The 18139-nt window shown below is 60.4% G+C and carries 16 protein-coding genes and 5 pseudogenes; 13 read left to right on the forward strand and 8 right to left on the reverse strand.

All coding sequences use genetic code 11. The features are described 5' to 3' along the window. Positions 1–25: 25 nt before the first annotated feature. The gene (locus HN018_RS24980; protein ID WP_171837600.1) at positions 26–559 is read right to left on the reverse strand and encodes a hypothetical protein; all 534 of its coding nucleotides are present in this window, start codon (positions 557–559) and stop codon (positions 26–28) included. A 990-nt stretch (positions 560–1549) separates the two neighbouring features. Between HN018_RS24980 and HN018_RS24985 the strand changes: the two genes are divergently transcribed. From HN018_RS24985 to HN018_RS25010, 6 genes and pseudogenes are all read left to right on the forward strand, one after another. Continuing rightward, entirely contained in the window at positions 1550–1837 is a 288-nt protein-coding gene (locus HN018_RS24985; RefSeq protein WP_171837599.1) for a hypothetical protein, read from the forward strand. A 362-nt stretch (positions 1838–2199) separates the two neighbouring features. Further along, positions 2200–3588: pseudogene (istA, locus tag HN018_RS24990) on the forward strand (IS21 family transposase); the annotation flags it as partial. Positions 3589–3617: 29 nt separating this feature from the next. After that, a protein-coding gene (locus HN018_RS24995) for an IS5 family transposase (RefSeq protein ID WP_172443573.1) occupies positions 3618–4420 on the forward strand; the annotation gives its coding sequence in 2 pieces (ribosomal slippage) (positions 3618–3954 and positions 3954–4420; 804 coding nt in all). A gap of 7 nt (positions 4421–4427) precedes the next feature. Beyond that, positions 4428–4589, forward strand: a pseudogene (locus HN018_RS25000) (IS21 family transposase); the annotation flags it as partial. Beyond that, entirely contained in the window at positions 4579–5358 is a 780-nt protein-coding gene (gene istB / locus HN018_RS25005; protein WP_171837288.1) for an IS21-like element helper ATPase IstB, read from the forward strand. The pseudogene HN018_RS25000 and the gene istB, both read left to right, overlap by 11 nt. Before the next feature lie 85 nt (positions 5359–5443). Beyond that, positions 5444–6748: pseudogene (locus HN018_RS25010) on the forward strand (IS1380 family transposase); the annotation flags it as partial. A 160-nt stretch (positions 6749–6908) separates the two neighbouring features. Here HN018_RS25010 and HN018_RS25015 read toward each other — a convergent pair. From HN018_RS25015 to HN018_RS25030, 4 genes and pseudogenes are all read right to left on the reverse strand, one after another. Further along, positions 6909–7678, reverse strand: a pseudogene (locus HN018_RS25015) (IS5 family transposase). A gap of 105 nt (positions 7679–7783) precedes the next feature. Further along, positions 7784–8569, reverse strand: coding sequence for a YsnF/AvaK domain-containing protein (locus tag HN018_RS25020; protein ID WP_171837119.1), 786 nt, complete (start codon positions 8567–8569; stop codon positions 7784–7786). Positions 8570–8650: 81 nt separating this feature from the next. Then, positions 8651–8821 (reverse strand): CsbD family protein, encoded by a 171-nt coding sequence (locus HN018_RS25025; protein WP_171837120.1) that lies wholly within the window; start codon positions 8819–8821, stop codon positions 8651–8653. Between the two features lie 181 nt (positions 8822–9002). Further along, positions 9003–10859, reverse strand: a complete 1857-nt coding sequence (locus HN018_RS25030; RefSeq protein WP_171837121.1) for a PAS domain S-box protein — start codon at positions 10857–10859, stop codon at positions 9003–9005. 172 nt (positions 10860–11031) lie between these two features. Between HN018_RS25030 and HN018_RS25035 the strand changes: the two genes are divergently transcribed. From HN018_RS25035 to HN018_RS25060, 6 genes are all read left to right on the forward strand, one after another. After that, positions 11032–11466: a YsnF/AvaK domain-containing protein gene (locus HN018_RS25035; protein WP_171837122.1), complete on the forward strand. Its 435-nt coding sequence runs from the start codon at positions 11032–11034 to the stop codon at positions 11464–11466. A 327-nt stretch (positions 11467–11793) separates the two neighbouring features. Then, on the forward strand, positions 11794–12588 hold the full coding sequence (locus HN018_RS25040; protein ID WP_171837123.1) for a YsnF/AvaK domain-containing protein: 795 nt from the start codon (positions 11794–11796) through the stop codon (positions 12586–12588). 97 nt (positions 12589–12685) lie between these two features. After that, on the forward strand, positions 12686–13069 hold the full coding sequence (locus HN018_RS25045) for a hypothetical protein (protein WP_171837124.1): 384 nt from the start codon (positions 12686–12688) through the stop codon (positions 13067–13069). A gap of 40 nt (positions 13070–13109) precedes the next feature. Further along, the gene (locus HN018_RS25050) at positions 13110–13727 is read left to right on the forward strand and encodes a general stress protein (protein WP_171837125.1); all 618 of its coding nucleotides are present in this window, start codon (positions 13110–13112) and stop codon (positions 13725–13727) included. Positions 13728–14022: 295 nt separating this feature from the next. Then, positions 14023–14994, forward strand: a complete 972-nt coding sequence (locus tag HN018_RS25055; RefSeq protein WP_171837145.1) for an IS5 family transposase — start codon at positions 14023–14025, stop codon at positions 14992–14994. A gap of 216 nt (positions 14995–15210) precedes the next feature. After that, positions 15211–15996 carry a GNAT family N-acetyltransferase gene (locus tag HN018_RS25060; protein WP_171837126.1) on the forward strand — a complete coding sequence of 262 codons (786 nt, stop codon included), beginning with the start codon at positions 15211–15213 and terminating at the stop codon, positions 15994–15996. Positions 15997–16067: 71 nt separating this feature from the next. On the opposite strand, the pseudogene HN018_RS25065 reads toward HN018_RS25060, so the two are convergent. Beyond that, positions 16068–17038: pseudogene (locus HN018_RS25065) on the reverse strand (IS5 family transposase). Next, a complete protein-coding gene (locus tag HN018_RS29595) occupies positions 16975–17283 on the reverse strand; it encodes a transposase (protein ID WP_408886851.1) in 309 nt (102 codons plus the stop codon). The pseudogene HN018_RS25065 and the gene HN018_RS29595 overlap by 64 nt, the downstream one beginning before the upstream one ends. On the opposite strand from HN018_RS29595, the gene HN018_RS28870 reads away from it, so the two are divergent. Beyond that, positions 17167–17526, forward strand: coding sequence for a hypothetical protein (locus HN018_RS28870; protein ID WP_239479416.1), 360 nt, complete (start codon positions 17167–17169; stop codon positions 17524–17526). The two genes, HN018_RS29595 and HN018_RS28870, sit on opposite strands and share 117 nt — an antisense overlap. A 55-nt stretch (positions 17527–17581) precedes the next feature. On the opposite strand, the gene HN018_RS25075 is transcribed toward HN018_RS28870, so the two are convergent. Beyond that, the gene (locus tag HN018_RS25075) at positions 17582–18136 is read right to left on the reverse strand and encodes a TetR/AcrR family transcriptional regulator (protein ID WP_172443582.1); all 555 of its coding nucleotides are present in this window, start codon (positions 18134–18136) and stop codon (positions 17582–17584) included. Positions 18137–18139: the final 3 nt, after the last annotated feature.

The raw sequence follows: 18139 nt of genomic DNA on the forward strand, positions 1-18139 counted from the left end.
ATGCGACAGTGGGTTGTAAACGGAGTCAGCCCATCGACATGCTTGGCGCCGCCCGGGCTGCCTGTTGCGCCGCCGGCTCATCCGGACGGCGGAACACCGACGCGACCTTGTCGATGGCCTTCTGGAGCATAGCGGATGCCTTTTCCGCCAACTCCTCGAGCACGCTCTTTCCCTGAGCCCTGCCAGGAAGGCGGCTGGCCTCCTCACCGAGTGCGGCATCTGTGCTCTGCAGACGCTCGTCCGCCAGGGTTGTGCTAAGGCCCTTCGCCTTGAGCCGGTCGCTTACGGCAAGCCGACTCTTGCCGTAATCACCGACTGCATTTGTCGCTCCGCTGTAGGCGCTGGCAAAGGAGGAATCGGTCTTGAGCCGTTTGTCGAACTCCTGCCGTAAATCTGCATGCTTGCCGCCCAGCCGCATCTCCTGGAGCACAGCCGCCACGCCACCTGGCTCCTTCTGAGCTGCCGCTTCCAGCTTGTTCATAAAGGACCGACCTACCCCGGCAGTGAAGGTCTCGACAGCCTCGGCTGCGTTGCGCCCCGCTGTCTCGGCCTGCGTCATCAAGCGATCCGCCTGCCGATCCTCTCCGACGGATTTCTGATTGGCTACCCGGCCGCCAAACGGGACGTATGGGACCTGGGCGGCTCCCTTGGCGGCTGGCCCAGCGGCTTCCGCGATGCGACGGACTGCAGTTTTGAGGCTCGTTGCATGGCCGGTATCCCCGGAAATAGCCGCCTCCCCTTGGCCTTGGGAAAAGGAGGTAGAAGACCGTGTTGAGTTATCACCAGGAGACGGCGACGCACGAGTCGGTTCTGGTGTCGACCCTGCCGGCTTGACTTGCCTGTGTGCGACCGGTTCTGCAGGAGCTTGGCTTCTTGTAGCGCCCGCCTCACTACCGTCCGTCCGACCCGACGTAGTCGATGGCACGCCAGGGCTGACTTGATCGCTTGCTAAAGCCTCCGGCGAAGGACCCAATCGACCTACAGCCGGAATCTCGGCCGAAGACTTGCCCTGAGAACTGACCGGCGCGTCTACGCTCGCACGCCTCTGTGCCCTTTCAGCTCTCGGCACGGATCCGTCTCCGGGCTCAATTGAAGGGGCGGCCGGTTTACTAGAAGCACCCTCATCCCGTGCGTCCGGCATCTGGCTAAGCTGCGAAGGCGCTGCCTGTTGTTTTATTGGTGAGCCAAGTTGTGCGGCCAACGCGCCCGAAGGTGCGGGTATTCCTCCTGTCTGCGACGAAGATGGCCGCTCAGGAGCCTCAGTAGCTTGTGGTTTGTCGAGTTGAGTTGTGTGCGACTGCGCAGCCGTCTGGTGTAATTCCGATTCAACAGAAGCAGCGCGCGGCAAACCGAAATTGGGTTTAGTTCCGCTGGCTCCGTCAGGTCGGGATGCAGCCGAAACCATCCCGGGTTCGGGCGAGACGACAAGCCCGTCAGTGAGTCCAGCTCGCCGCTGTAACTCATCGATGCGTGTATTGGCAACCTGACCGTTACCATCCCCACTTCCATCGGCAATCGCGAGTGCAGTGCGTCGAATATCGATAGCGAGTTGGCGATCATCCAGACTCTCCGTAGATTTGAGCAGAGCAATCATTTGCTCATTCTGGAGACCGGGAACCGTCACCGCTCTTTCAGTCATCTCCTTTCGCAAACTAGCGCTCATTGGAACCGCGCCCTTGCCAAGCTGGCGTTCTGTGTCCTGCACAGCGTAGGCGAGATGATTCCGAAGGCCGTCACTTTCGGCACCACCCTCCTTCTGGATCGCGCGGTTAAGCCGCTCAAGATTCATGGCAAGTCCGCGGTCGGCTTCCTGGATCTGTGGAACGGCTCTCTGTAGTTCAGCGGCCAAGTTCCGCACCTCGGCAGCACCCACTGGACCAGCGGCGGCAGGCTGCTCTTGCTCTAGCGTCTCACTCATGTGGAAATCCTCCTACTGCTCTATCTTATCGTCGGAGACGGCATGCTTACGGATCCTACAAGTCGGGTCTCCGCCTGATTGGCAAGCACTGCCGCATTGACCAGCGCGGCCTTCTGCGCAATCTGCAGATTCTGCCACGAGAGGTAGTTTTGCAGAGCCAGTTCAGTCGCTGTTGATTTGCATTGAGATCTGCCCCGGGTAGGGCCTGAGTTTTCGCTGAGATTTGACCCGTGTCTGTTCACATCCCTTGCCGAATGGTTGGGGTTATTGGAGTGATCGACATGGAGTTGTTGAGTGTGATCCGCCGTTGGCGTCACAGGGATCAGATTTCGATCCGAGACATTGAGAGGCGGACGGGGTTGTCGCGGAACACGATCCGCAAATACCTGCGTTCGGACGCGGTCGAAGTCAGGTTCAAGGTGCCGGAGCGCCCGAGCCGGCTGGACCCGTTCGCAGACAAGCTGTCGGGATGGCTGGCGGTGGAGGCAGGCAAAGGGCGCAAGTCGCGCCGGACCGCTCGCCGGTTGCACGCGGACCTCGTCGTGCTGGGTTATGACGGCTCCTACGCACGGGTTGCCGCTTTTGCCCGGCATTGGCGAGCGGAGCGCATGGTCGCGCAGCGCACTACCGGGCGCGGAGTGTTCGTGCCGCTGGTTTTCTCTCCGGGAGATGCTTTCCAGTTCGACTGGAGCGAGGACTGGGCAACGATCGCCGGCAAACGGGTCAAGCTGCAGGCCGCGCACACCAAGCTCGCGCATAGCCGGGCCTTCGTGGTCAGGGCCTACAGGCTACAGACGCACGAGATGCTGTTCGACGCCCTGGCCGAGGCGTTCCGGGTGCTGGGCGGGGTTCCGCGCCGGGGCATCTTCGACAACATGCGAACCGCCGTGGACCGGATCGGGGTGGGCAAGGCGCGGCAGGTCAACGCACGCTTTGCCGCCATGGCCAGCCATTACCTGTTCGAGCCCACGTTCTGCAGCCCAGCCTCGGGCTGGGAGAAAGGTCAGGTCGAGAAAAACGTACAGGATGCGCGGCGGCAGCTCTGGCAGGCCGTGCCGTCCTTTGCCGACCTGCCAGAACTCAACGCGTGGCTCGAGACGCGCTGCATCGAGCGCTGGGGCGAGCTCGTGCACGGGGTGCTGCCGGGCAGCGTCGCTGACGTTCACGCCGAGGAGCGGGCGAGCCTGATGCCGGTGGGCCGGGCGTTCGATGGCTTTGTCGAGCACCCCAAACGGGTGTCGCCGACCTGCCTGCTGCATTTCGAGGCCAACCGCTACAGCGTGCCCGCCTCGTTTGCCAACCGGCCGGTCAGCCTGCGGGTCTATCCCGATCGCCTGATCGTGGTAGCCGAGGGGCAGGTCTTATGCGAGCACGTCCGCATCGTCGAACGCTCGCACGATGTCCCCCGCCGCACCGTCTACGACTGGCGGCATTACCTGGCGGTGATCCAGCGCAAGCCGGGGGCTCTGCGCAATGGCGCGCCCTTTGCCGAAATGCCGGAAGCGTTTCGCACACTCCAGACCGCACTGCTGCGGCGGCCAGGGGGCGATCGGGAGATGGTGGACGTCCTTGCCCTGGTACTGCAACACGATGAGCAGGCGGTGTTGTGCGCGGTGGAACTGGCTCTCGAGGACGGTGTCGCCACTAAGAGCGCCTTTCAAAACCTTGTACTGCCCGGCGATCTGATTCATGAGGAGACATGGCTTCTCCTCTCGTCTCCGACGCCCTCTGGTCGATCATCGAGCCGTTGCTGCCCGTGCCTCCGCCACGACCGCGGGGCGGTAGGCCGCGGGTACCGGATCGGGCGGCGCTGACCGGGATCCTGTTCGTGCTACGGAGCGGCATCCAGTGGGAGATGCTACCGCTTGAGGTGGGGTGCGGCTCGGGCATCACGTGCTGGCGTCGCTTGCGGGATTGGCAAGAGGCGGGCGTGTGGGATGCACTGCACCGCGAACTGCTGCGTCGGCTGCGGGCGGCCGACCGGATCGACTGGAGCCGGGCCTGCCTGGACAGCGCATCGCTGGCTGCAAAAAGGGGGGCGACAAGACAGGGCCAAACCCGACCGATCGAGGCAGGCTCGGCACGAAACGCCATCTCGTCACGGACCGGAGCGGCATCCCGCTCGCCTTCATACTGACCGGCGCCAACACCAACGACAGCATGCCGTTCGAGGAACTGCTCGACAGCATCCTGCCGATCGGCGGCAAGCCGGGCCGGGCACGACACCGGCCGGACAAGCTGCACGCCGACAAGGCCTACGATCACCGACGTTGCCGCCAGGCCTGCCGCCGCCGTGGGATCTCACCCCGCATCGCCCGGCGCGGCGTCGAGACCAGCGAGAAGCTGGGCCGACACAGGTGGGTCATCGAGCGGACCTTCGCGTGGATCAACCGCTACCGCCGGCTCGTCACGCGCTACGAGCGCAGAAGCGATATCCACCACGCATTCACCGCTCTCGCCTGCTCATTGATCTGCTTCAACACGCTGCAGAAGAGGTTTTGAAAGGCGCTCTAAGACCCATGTCCTCAACATCCTCCACCGCCTGACGGACGGCCATGGCGCAACTGCCGCCATCAACGCACCGCAGGCTCTCGTGCTGCGACAGGAGCCCAAGGCCGATATCGAGCGCTACGACGCGCTGCGGGACCGGGAGCTGCGCCATGCGTCATGATCCCGCCAGCGCCGCCCTCGTGGTCATGCTGCGCGGGCTCAAGATGTTCGGCATGGCTCAGGCGGTGGGAGAACTGGCCGAGCAAGGCGGCCCTGCGTTCGAGGCGGCCGTCCCCACCATGTCGCAGCTGCTTAAGGCCGAGATGGCCGAGCGCGAGGTACGCTCCATCGCCTATCACACCAAGGCAGCACGGTTTCCGGCCTACAAGGACCTGGCCAGCTTCGACTTCGCCGCCAGCGAGGTCAACGAGGCCACGGTGAGGCAACTGCACCGAGGCGAGTTCACCGACCGGGCCGACAACGTCGTGCTCATCGGCGGGCCCGGCACCGGAAAGAGCCACCTCGCCACGGCACTGGGCGTCCAGGCCATCGAACAAAGCCGCAAGAAGGTCAGGTTCTTTTCCACCGTGGACCTGGTCAACACGCTGGAACAGGAGAAAGCCGCCAACAAGGCCGGACACCTCGCCGACCATCTGATCCGTCTCGACCTCGTCATCCTGGACGAACTTGGCTACCTGCCGTTCAGTTCGTCGGGCGGCGCGCTGTTATTTCACCTGCTCAGCAAGCTCTACGAGCAGACCAGCGTCGTCATTACCACCAACCTGAGCTTTAGCGAGTGGGGCCAGGTGTTCGGCGATACCAAGATGACGACCGCGCTGCTCGACCGGCTCACCCACCACTGCCACATCCTGGAAACCGGGAACGACAGCTTCAGGTTCAGAAGCAGTTCGACCGAACCCAAAACCAGGAGAACCAAAACATCGGCTTGACCCGCACCAGCAGTGCGACAGAAATACCCTTGGCCGGGTCACTTCTCAATGAAAACGCCGGGTCAGCTCTCAGTGAAAATTAACAGTCCAGCGCAAGAAAGTCACCACCGCGTTCGACGGTGGACGCCTGACCTCCGACGGCGGCGTGATGCTAATTGCCGCTGTCGAGACCCGCCTCGGTCTTGCGGCCAAACTGGCCGCGCTGATCGCTGACCATCGCAACCCTGCGTTTGTGACGCATAGCGTTGCCGACATCTTGCGCGCGCGCATGCTTGCCATTGCCTGCGGCTACGAGGACGGTGATGACCTCGATCATCGGCGTACCGATCCCGGTTTCAAGTTTGCCTGCGGGCATCTGCCTGACAGCGGCCGCGATCTCTGCTCGCAGCCAACAGTGTCGCGTTGGGAAAACGCACCGACACTGCGCGAGGTCATGCGCCTGACCTACGCCATGGTCGATGTCTACTGCGCCAGCTATTCGCGTCCGCCCCGCGCTGTGACGCTGGATATCGACGATACCGTCGACATCGTGCATGGCCATCAACAGCTCTCGCTGTTCAACGCCTACTACGACGAGCGTTGCTTTCTGCCGATCCACGTCTACGACACCGTGACATCGCGTCCCGTGGCGGTGCTGCTGCGGACCGGCACAACGCCGTCCGGGGTGGAAGTTCGCAATCATCTGCGTCGCCTGGTCCGCCGTATCCGACAGCATTGGCCTAACACCCGGCTGACCATTCGCGGCGATGGTCATTACGGCCGTCCGGAGGTGATGGCATGGTGCGAGGCCAATGGCGTCGATTACATCCTTGGTTTGCCGGGCAACAAAGTTCTCGATCGCCTCATGGAGCCATACGCCGACGATGTGCGGGTTTGCCGCGCCGAGACACAGGCGCCGGTCGTCCGCCGCTATGCAGGGGCGCGCTATGGCGCCAAGTCCTGGCGCTGCGAGCGCCGCGTCGCAGCACGGATCGAGGCCACTACCAAAGGCCTCGACATACGCTTCGTCGTCACCAACATCATCGGAAGCAACGCCGAATGGCTGTATGACACGCTCTATTGCGCCCGCGGCCAGGCAGAAAATCTGATCAAGCTGCACAAGAGCCAACTCGCCTAGGACCGCACCAGTTGCCGCTCGCCGCTCGCGAACCAGGTACTGCTCGTGCTGCATACAGGTGCCTTTTGGCTGATGCTCGGGCTGCGTGACGCTATTCCCGAGCCGCAGCCGTTGGCCCGGGCCGGGTTCACCACCTTGCGCATGCGCCTGATCAAAATCGGCGCCCGCATCGCCGAGACCGCCAGCCGGGTGCAGATCGCTTTCGCCACCGCCCATCCGGAGGCCGCGCTGTTTGCAAGCCTTGCCCGATGCCTCAACCCTGCCGGGCCGTGATGCAGGGGCCACGTGCCCCGAATTCGCCCGATCCTGACAACCTCCAGCGCCTGCCAGATACGCGCCGCTCAGCGATGAAAAAGACGAATTGGAAAATCACGCCCGACGCTCAAGATGCCGCCGCCGCTTCACCGCGCTGAATAAGACGGGCTAGGGCCTGTTAGCACTTGATCCAGTCGCACGCAGCAGCGAGGCAGAGGATGCCCATGAAGGAACTAGCGGTCTTCTCATAACGTGTGGCGACCGCGCGCCATTCTTTTAATCTGGCCCATAGCCGCTCGACCTGGTTGCGATTGTTATAGATCCAGGCCGGACAGGACAGCGCCTCTTCGTTCCTGCGCGTCGGGATCGCCGGACGTGCGCCCAGGCTCTAGATGTGCTCGCGAAAGGCGTGGCTGCTGTAGCCCCGGTCGGCGACCACCCACTTCGGCACGCCGGGCAGCTTTGCCAGCAGCGGTATGGCATGAGGCAGTTCGTAATCCTGGCCTGGCGCCAGAATGAAGGCCACAGCCCGGCCAAGGGCGTCGGTGATCACGCTTGCTTTGGTTCCAAAGCCGCCCCGAGACCGGCCCAGCGCCTCACGTTCGTCGCGTTGTTCTGACGTATCCTCTTTCGAGGCGCGCCTGCAGCCTTCTGATGGGCCCGGATACTGGTTCCGTCCAGGAACGTCATGCCCAGCTTCACAGCGTCCTTCTCAGCGAGGATCAGGAGCCGGTCCCACACGCCCAACCTGGACCAGCGGATGAACGTCTGAGCGGGCTTCCACCAAGGCCCCAGCACGTCCGGCACCGCACGCCACTTCGCTCCGTTCTGATGTCGCCACAGGATCGCTCCGATCGTTTGGCGGAGATCCTTCGGCGCAACCTTCGCCCGCGGCCGGCATGCCTCGATCAATGGTTCAAGCGCCGCCCACTGCCCATCCGTCAGCATCCAGGTCATCCTCCCCGAAAGCCAGCACAACGCTGAAAGCGCCAAATGGATTCACATGCTAACAGGCCCTAGTCATCGTGTGCAACGAACACACTTATTGTGGCATCAGAGACCGGGATTGGGAGCAATGTTGGGTTTAACCACCGCGGGGATCTGTTCGACCTCGACCTCTTCGCTCCGCAGGTTCTCATGGATGGTTTCGACTCGCTCCGAGATGACTTTGTGCAGAACCAACTCCTCTCTGACGCGCGCACGCTTCGACACGACCACTTCCTCGCGAGTTTCGGTCATCTCGATCATCCCACCCATGAAAGCATCGGGCGCGACCGGCGTATTAGCGGCGGCGGCTCGGCGGTCAACAGCGACCGTTACATCCTGTAAAGTGACGTTTTGTTCAGCCACTTTGGTCTGCACAAACCGGCGCAAGCGTATGGCACCACGATTGACCTGACGCTTACTAACCGCGAGCCGCTCCGCAGAAAGCTGGAACGTCTGTTCGGATCGGATGGGTAAGGGCGTGATCGAGGCTACTTGGCCATAGGTCGCCGCCCGCTCGGCTACGTCAACCGGACTATGTTTTTCAAGAACTGTCATGACCTGTTCAGCGTCGCCCTCTCCGTCCAGTAACAATACGGTCACGACGTCGCCCCGAGAGCGCGTGGTTTGCTCATAGACGGCGTTCTGCTCGTCAGATGTTTCACCACCGAATAAATGGCTCCAGAAGCCAGTGTCCTGTCCTGGGGCAGGGGCCGGTCCAGCTCGAGCATCCAGTGCCGCTTTGGCGTGGCGGTCGATGTTGCTTTGCAGGACCCCCGCTCGAATGAGGTCGAACACTGCCATGTCGGCCTGCTTCTCCGTGTCGAAGACAGCGACCAAAGTCTCTTGTTTCATGTTTACTCTTTTCTCGCCCTCTCGTCAGCCTTGACCGGGATACCCATAAACACCGTTCAGAAGGCATCGAGACTTAAACCGCTACTTTTTATCGTGCTGCTTGTCGGTCGCCGCACGCTGGTCAGCCTCACCTTCAAGTTTCCTCGCGGCCCCACGGTCCTCAGTCATTTGATCGCCTGTAAGTTTGCCGAGGGCCTCGGTTATAGATCCTTCGATCTTCTTAGCCGCCCCGCTTTGTTTCCTCTCGTTCATCAGCTACCTCTTGAATTGCATATGGGATTCTGCCGATAGGGTTTACGTGTTGTTGACACGCTCGGACTGCCAGCAAGCTTTGCAACGCACAATCTCGCTATGAGTTGAGCGATGGGTGCTCACTAGACAAAGCAGGGGGCAACTGCACTCATTGGCATCTTCAGTAATCCAACTGGCATTCTCATCGTGCCCTTTTGAGCTGCTCCGGTCCATTCAGACCGCGCTCACGAGCCCAGATGATGGCGTTGCTACGCTTGTGAACTCCGATCTTGCCATAGATTGCAGCGACGTGATTACGAACGGTGTTTCGGGTAAGGCCGAGGGCCGTGCCGATCTCATCATCTTTATGTCCAACGCTAAGGTGAGCGAGGATCTCCGCTTCACGAACGGTCAGATCATCGAGCGCGGCTCCTTTCCCCTTAACGATACCGGGCTGTCGGAGGTGCGCAAGCTTCTCAATGACACTCCGACTGAACCATGACGTATCACGCATAACCGTTTCAAGCGCCTCGAATAGCTGAGCCTCGGTTCGTCGCCGGTCGGTTATGTCCTGAATCACGACGAGCGCGCACCGCTGCCCGAGCAAATTGACCAATTCGGCGGAAATGAGGCAGTCTATTGTGTTGCCGTCTGCTACCCGGACAGCAATATCAAGGCCGCGAACGCCTGCTTGACGATGCAGCAGTTCGTTAAACTTCACCGATTCGGGGTCGTCGGGCCACATTCGTAAGCTTGCGATCGAGTGACCAACGACATCTCCCCTTTGGAGCCTGATCATAGTCAGGAAGGCCTGGTTGGCGTCGATGACTTCGGATGACACTACACTGCTTAACATCATCGGCACCGGCGCCAAGCTAAAGGCCGTTGCAAACCGCTCCTCGCTATGTTTCTTCTCGGTGACGTCCGTCAGGACTGCAGTCGTGCGGGTAAAAACGCCTTGTCGGTCAAGGGTCGTACGGGTGGACACCAGGACGTCGGCTTTGACTTTCGTCTTCGTAAGGATTTGGTACTCCTGGTCACCGGGCAGATCCGCGCCGCTTGGATGTCCAGCGGTGATATCGCGATACCGTGACGCGCTTGCTAGCGTCAGGAAGTCGGTGAACAGACGCCCGATGACGTCCTCGCGATTGAATTGGGTTAGTTCAAGCCATCGGTTGCTGACAGTAACGATGCGCCCCGCCGCATCAAGAGAGTGCAATGCGACCGGGGTCTCCGTGTAAAGCGCCTCGAAATCAGCGCGTGACTGCTCCCTACTCTCCTTCAGTGCCAACTCCGCCGCGCGCCGTGGTTCCAGGTCCATGAACGTAAACATCATGCATGGCTTGTCGTCGATCTCGATCGGCTGGCCAGCGACAATGACTGCCTTCTCACCACTCGCCGCCGCAAGGCACGACTCCCACTGAGGGACAGGCCGCCCTTCTGCGACCAAGGTCAAAGCCTCCTCACGCTTGTCAGCCTTTGCGAACAGATCAATCTCGGAGAAGTGCCGCCCAACAACCTGATCACGCCTGAGATCAGCCAGGTGAAGAAAGCCTCGATTCACCTTGATATACAGCATATCGGCGAGCCGACAGATGACCGCCGGCGCGGGATTGACGTTGAACGACGTTTCGAAGCGCTCCTCCGCTTCAAAGCGTTCCGTAACGTCACTCAGGATCAGCACCAGACAGTCAGGCTCGCCAGTCGCGTGGGTTAGGACTAGGCTGCGTACCCTGTGCACCCAACGCGGCTCCTCTGCTCCCGGCGGGGTGACTTCCACCACAACATCTCGGAATGCCTCTCCCGCGATGATCCGCTCAAGCGGGTAGTCTTCCTTGGAAAGTTTGTGGTTGTTCCGATATCGCAGGCGAAACCTTGCTCGATAGTGATCCACCGTCACGCCAAGGTCAGGTAGTGTCTTGACACCATGCATAAGCAGGGCGGCATCGTTGGCCCAGATGATGTCTTGGTTACCGTCAATAAGAATGACGCCTTCGGTCAGCCCGGCGACGATCTGCTGCAGCTGATGACGATCAGTGACGGTTTGGCGAGCATCCATGTCCTGGCCTTTTCGGTAGCCAACCTTAGTTCAGGCTGATGGCGGCCGCCTGATGCAAATGCACCACCTTGCCTAGGTAAACCAGCTCTATGCAACTCGTCCAGGCGCAGGAACACATAGGTCAAGGCAATCAGTGAGATGACACTGATCCAACATAAATCGGACCGTAACCATGGCTCAAAACCCTCAAAATCCGGCTTCCGACGGCGAAGCAGTTGTGCCGCGACGAGAGGAGCAGGTGCTGGCGTTGCATGCTGAGGAGATCGCGGTCGCAAAGCGTGTCATCGCCGGGGACACGGTAAGGATCAGCAAAGCGACCCGAAGCCACGACCAGCTGGTACAAGAGACGCTTACACATCAGCGGATCGAGGTAACACACGTCCCGATCGGTCGTTATGTCGACTGCGCGCCCTCCATCCGCGAGGAGGGTGGCCTGACGATCATGCCTGTGATCGAAGAGGTCGTTGTCACAGAACGTCGTCTTCTTCTGAAGGAGGAGATCCATATCCGCCGCGTTCAGGTTACCGAAAATTATACCGAGACGGTTATCGTCCGCGTGGAAGAAGCGAGTGTGGAACGGATCCCAGCTGCTGTGAGAGGCCGTTAAATGGACATTGATCAGCTTTGTGATGGGCAAGCCTATCTCAGGCGCGAATAGTGTCTCGACAAACATGCGCCTTGCTATCAATGGTCAGCCGATAGACGGAGAAGTACCTTTGCATCATACGAATTAATAGAATTGGCTCTTTCTGCATACCGTCGAGGGAACTAGATCCGACTGAAACGTGCTACCCGAGGTTTTTTCAGTTCGGCGTTCTTCCGCGGGCCGACAGCTAATGCAACCTTTTCTAAAGCGATTTGGTTGAGAGAGAGTATCACTTACAATCGAAAGCGTTCCCACTGAGAAGGTGGGAGTAAACAAATGGAGACAGATATGTCAGACGAGATGATCGTTGCGGTTTTTGACACCGCTGCTCATGCCGACGCTGCGGTTCAGGATCTCCTGAGCGCCCACGTGCCCCAGGGTGCGATCAGCACGCATGCGAATTCAGCGTCCGGGGGCACTGCCACGTCAACAGAGAAGCCCGGGCTCTGGGCGAGCCTCTTCGGTGGCGAGCCCGATCATGATACGGCGGTTTACAGCCAGAGCGTGCAAGGCGGCTCCACTGTCGTCACCGTCAAGACGCCCGATCGTGACGTTGCTTCCGTCATGTCGATCCTGGCGCGCCATAACCCTATCGATATCGATGAGCGCGCATCCAGCTATGGCTTGACGCAGAAGCCTTCCGCACCGTTGTCGACTGGCCGTACTGGCATGGCTGCGACTGCACCGGCGGCCGATGACGGTGTTATCCAGCTCTCCGAGGAAGAGCTGGTCGTCGGAAAGCGTGTGGTTAACCGTGGTACGACCCGTATCCGCCGCTTCGTGACCGAGGTTCCGGTCGAGCAGCAGGTTAGCCTGCATGAAGAGAGCGTAAAGATCGAACGGCATCCGGTGACAGGTGATCAATCAGTTCCGGGCACTGCCTTTACCGATCAGACCATCGAAGTGGCTCAAACCGGTGAAGAAGCCGTCGTAGGCAAGACGGCCCGTGTCTACGAGGAGGTCAATCTTCGGAAACAGGCGGTAGACCGCGTCGAGACGGTGAAGGATACCGTGCGTCGCGAGGACGTCGAGATCGAGCAGATCCCGAGTGAGACGGTCCTCAACAAAACACCGAAAGTCTAAGTATCCAATGCCCGATCGGCGACCGTCGTCGCCGATCGGGCATTGGTCAGATTCCGAAATCTGATCGCGGTTGTGCGACAACTAGAACGAGAAAACAATGAAATATATTCCGGCTGCGCTGATCCTCGTCGCCTTGGCAACGAATGCTGTTGCCCAAACTACAGCGCCCAACTCGACTTCTGGTACGACGTCGATGGCTCCGGCCGGCATGGCGATGGCGCCTACCGACAATGGTCAGGCCGCGGCCGCAGGCAATGACAATCAGGCCGTCGCTACAACCACTGCCAATGCGACACAGCCGGCACATGGTGCGAACTCGTTCAGCAAGAGGGAAGCCCGTCGGCGTATTGCACGGCATGGCTTCCAGCAGGTGGCCGGCCTGAGCAAGGATAAGAACGGCGTGTGGCGTGGGACCGCCACACAGGGCGGCAACCAGGTGAACGTTTGGCTGGACTTCAAGGGCAACGTCGGCCAGCAGTGAACTCACCTATTATTCGTTGACCATTCAAAGGAGCTAGGTCATGGCAACTCGTGTTTTCACCCATCTTTATGATAACTACGCTGACGCACGGCAGACTGTTGAGGCACTTGAGGCGGCCGGAATTTCTCAAGCCGACATCAGCATCGTCGGCAATAACGCAGATAGCGTACATACAGGGGCTGCCACGCAGACTGATGGTGTGTCGGACGCCACCAAGACTGCCACGGGAGCGACCACGGGAACCGTTCTTGGCGGTGGCCTTGGCCTACTCACCGGTCTTGGCCTGCTTGCGATCCCGGGTGTCGGCCCGGTTATTGCGGCTGGATGGTTGATCGCCACTGTGACTGGTGCAGGTATTGGGGCTGCCGGTGGCGGCGTGCTCGGATCGCTGATCCATGCCGGTGTGCCTGAGGAGCATGCGCATGCTTATACCGAAGGCGTCCGTCGTGGTGGCACATTGGTGAGCGTGCGTGCCGATGACAGCAAGGCTGCGGCCATCGAAAGCGTTCTCGAGGGACGCACCTCTGCCGCAGCGGACATGACGACGCGCCGAACTGATTACACGTCTACCGGTTGGGAAAAGTTCGAGGAGACGGCTCCCCATTATACTCCCGATCAGGTCGCGGCGGAGCGGGCACGCTACAACCGTACGTCCTGACGCTCCGTTCAACATAGCTTCGGTGGACAGTGGTTCGCTCGTGGCTCAGCAGAGTAGAACCCTCGCATGAGCGATACGAGCGGACCTGGTCCCGTGAGGGCCGGCCTGGACATTGCCCATGCTGCCGGGGACGTGCGTCAGGATGTCGGCAGCCAGGCCAAGCAAGTCGGAAACTAGGCTTGGAGCGAGGCGCAGGGCGTTGCGCATGACGCGACGACGCGGAGTGCCTCTTTGGGGCATTGGTGCATGAGTCGATTGACTGACGCAGCTTTCCTACCTTGGGTAGAGACTTTAAATTCCCTTCAAGCACAATGCGTCCCGCCGCCATCACATCCCGAAGGCCCGTCGCCGGGTCATGAACTGGGCGGCCTATGAGGCTGGTCTGCGGCAACGTGGTGATTTGACGTTGTGGCTGGACAAGGCGGCCTTGACTGGATGGCATGCCCCGCGCCGGACGACACCAGGCGGTCAACCGATGTATGCCGAGGTGGCAATCGAACTGGTGCTGACCCTGCGCCTGGTCTTCCATCTGGCTCTACGCCAGGCAGAAGGCTTCGTGCGCTCGGTTCTGCGCCTACTCGGACTGGCACTTTGCGTGCCTGATCATTCGACCTTGAGCCGTCGGGGGCGCGCCTTTGCCGGACGTCAACCGCGTGCAGGACGGCGTGACGAACCCGTTCATGTCGTGCTGGACAGCACGGGCCCGCAGGTCTTCGGGCAGGGCGAGTGGGATGCCGAGAAGCACGGCCGCACGCCCAGGCAGTGGCGCAAGCTGCATCTGGCCGTCAATGTCGAGACCGGCGAGATCGTCGCACATAGTCTGACCGACAAGGATACCGGCGACATATCAGAATGTGCGGTGCTGCTGGCAACGGTAGAGGGGCAGATCGCCAGCGTGATCGCCGACGGCGCCTATGACGGCGCGTCCGTCTATGATGCCGCCGCCGCACGCCAGCACAACCCGCCACCTCATATCGTCATCCCGCCAAAAGCATCTTCGGTCATCAAAGCTGACGCCGACACCGAGACCGTTCGCAATCGTCATCTCCGGGACATTACCGAGAAGGGACGCATGGCCTGGCAGAAAGCCAATGGTTACGGCCGACGCAGCATCGTGGAGACGACGATCGGTCGCTACAAACACATCATCGGTCCGAAGCTCAGAGCACGGTCGACCACCGGTCAGAAAGCGGAGGTCGCCATCGCCATCTGTGCCCTCAACCAAATGATCCGGATCACCAAGCCCATCTCCGTTCCCACCGTCTGAAGCGATCACCGGGTAGGGCAAGCTCTTGTCTCCCGCCCGGTCCACGCAACAACGCTGAGGCAAGCGGCAACAAGCGGACGCTGTGATTGGCTACAGGCAGGAGCGTTGCGCTCGACAGCAAGCTCCAATGCGCCTTTTTGAGCCGGGCGCCCCAGCGGTGAGCGCTTCGACACGCGCGTTACCTAATGTTGGTCAGTTTGTTAGTTTGGATGCCCCATGGATGAATCAAATAGAACCGCTCGTGCCCATACAAAACTTGTCCGACTACTCGGCCAGAAGAACGAGACTCATCTTCTTCTTATCAACACCGAGAGCAGCCTGCGCGATGAGAGGCTGCATGAATCTTCAGCGGAGCCGGTCACCCTGACGAAGGCTGAGATACAACTCAAAGTGCACTACTTGGACGGCCCCCTCCTTAGAGAAACGACCAGCGGTTCACCGATAGCCAATTTTGGTGGTACGATCGAGCCAGTGTGGAACTCTAAAACGAACGGCTGGTGTCAAAGGGTTCGGTTGTCAAACGGTTTTGTAATCATTGAACGACCGGAACTGCGTGGACTCGGATTGGGAACGTATCTGTTTGCGCAGATCGTGCTTTGGGCAAAGCGAGTTGCCCCCCAGGCTTGGGTGCAAGCAATAGTACTGTCCAGCGTCCAAGCAAGAGACACGGAGAGCCGGAATCGCCGCAACAAATTTTACGAGAAGTTCGGCTTCGAATTTGACTATCGCTCTGTGGACGGTATCAAGGATGCAGAAGGGTCCTCCCAATCCATCAATATAAGCGACATGAAAGTTCCCGATAAAATCGAGACTATCGAAGTGCTTCCTTTGATTAATTTTCTACGGGAGAATTTTGAACAGATGCGGAAGGAGCGAAGTCGCTTCCATAGTGAAGTCCAACGCTACGAACGGGTGGTTGCGGACCATGTCGCACTATGCCGGGAAAATAATCTGCTGATTAGCCTAGGCAGGTGGTTGTACAGAATCCGGAGGCCAGAGTGATTACCTTCCCTAATGGGCGTTGTTGCGTGGACCGGGCGGGAGGCAAGAGCTTGCCCTACCCGGTGATCGCTTCAGACGGTGGGAACGGAGATGGGCTTGGTGATCCGGATCATTTGGTTGAGGGCACAGATGGCGATGGCGACCTCCGCTTTCTGACCGGTGGTCGACCGTGCTCTGAGCTTTGACCCGATGATGTGTTTGTAGCAACCGATCGTCGTCTCCACGATGCTGCGTCGGCCGTAACCATTGGCTTTCTGCCAGGCCATGCGTCCCTTCTCGGTAATGTCCCGGACATGACGATTGCGAACGGTCTCGGTGTCGGCGTCAGCTTTGATGACCGAAGATGCTTTTGGCGGGATGACGATATGAGGTGGCGGGTTATGCTGGCGTGCGGCAGCAGCGTCATACACGGACGTGCCATCATAGGCGCCGTCGGCGATCACGCTGGCGATCTTCCCCTCCACCATTGCTAGCAGCCCCGCGACTTCTGATATGTGCTGGTATCCTTGTCCGTCAGGTTGTGCGCCACGATTTCGCCAGTCTCGGCATTGACGGCCAGATGCAGCTTGCGCCATTACCTGGGTGTGCGGCCATGCTTCTCGGCATCCCACTCGCCCTGCCCGAAGACCTGCAGGCCCGTGCTGTCCATCACGACATGAACGGGCTCGTCACGCCGGGCGGCACGCGGTTGACGTCCGGCAAAGGCGCGCCCCCGACGGCTCAAGGTCGAATGATCAGGCACGCAAAGTGCCAGTCCGAGTAGGCGCAGAACCGAGCGCGCGAAACCTTCTGCCTGGCGTAGAGCCAGATGGAAGACCAATCGCAGGGTCAGCACCAGCTCGATCGCCACCTCGGCATAGACCGGTTGACCGCCTGGTGTCGTCCGGCGCGGGGCATGCCATCCAGCCAAGGCCGCCGTGTCCAGCCACAACGTCAAATCACCACGTTGCCGCAGACCAGCCTCATAGGCCGCCCAGTTCATGACCCGGCGACGGGCCTTCGGAATGTGGTGGCGGTGGGACGCGTTGTGCTTGAAGGGCATCCCAGACCTCTATCAGGCCAGGAGAGCCGCGTCAGCCGACCGGTCCATGGACCAACGCCGGTCAGCGTCCCCGTGGCGCCAGTCAGCATCTGTCGCCGCCACGTGTAGAGCAGCCCGGTGCCGATCCCATGTCGCCGCGCCACATCAGATGGCGTCAGACCGGGCTGCAGACTTTCGGCAACGATCTGGCACTTCTGCTCCGTCGTCCAATTCCGCCGGCGCTCTCCGCGGACGATGACCTCCATGGCAGCGCCGCGCGCGCTCTTACGGTCAATCGTATGAGTGGCTTCAGCATCGGTGAGCGCGGGCGGCAGCATCGTATCCATGCAGCCCTTCCAACATATTCAGCCACGCCAGAGCCATGTGCCGGTCCCGCGACGCTTACGTGGCAGACCCAGCACCGCTACATGCAAACAGAACCGATGGCCGACATCATGGCACCGACCATCAACGTCGAACCTGCACAGATTGCCACCGTAGCCGCTTGACCGTAGGCCAACTCAGCTACACCCCAATTTCCACCACGTTGACGGACACGACCGATTAGGTCGCGCACTTGGAAGCGCGGTCCATCGTAGGTCTTAACAGATCGAGAAGCAGGAAGGCGCTGTCGAGGACGTCGATAAAGCCCTTTTCCGCACGCATTCTCCCGCCTGCACGTAGATCGAGTAGGCCGTGAAGGTTGGCATAAATGAGGCTCGTCATCGTCGGCGTTGCCACGGCCGGCAAATAGCCGGCCGCCTGCGCCCCCGCCACCAGTGATGCGAAGCTGGCGAACGTCGTCATTGCCACTGCTTCGAGCTGACCGCCGCGTTTGGCAATATCGGGATCGCCGAAGAGCAGACGGTAGCGCGCCGGATGGGACTCGCCATAATAGGCAAACGTCCGCAACGCCGCCTTGACCTTGTCGATCGCCGTCCGGTCAGACTGGCCAATTTCATCGAACTCGACCGAGAAGGCCGCGAAATCCTTCTCGGCCACGCCGGCGAGCAGTGCTGCACGATCGGTGAAATGCCTATATGGCGTATTGTGAGAAACGCCGACCTGATGAGCGACCGCGCGCAACGTCACTGCTGCCTCGCCGCCTTGGTCCAGCAACGC

Origin of the sequence: Lichenicola cladoniae (genome assembly GCF_013201075.1) — a bacterium.
Lineage (GTDB): Bacteria > Pseudomonadota > Alphaproteobacteria > Acetobacterales > Acetobacteraceae > Lichenicola > Lichenicola cladoniae.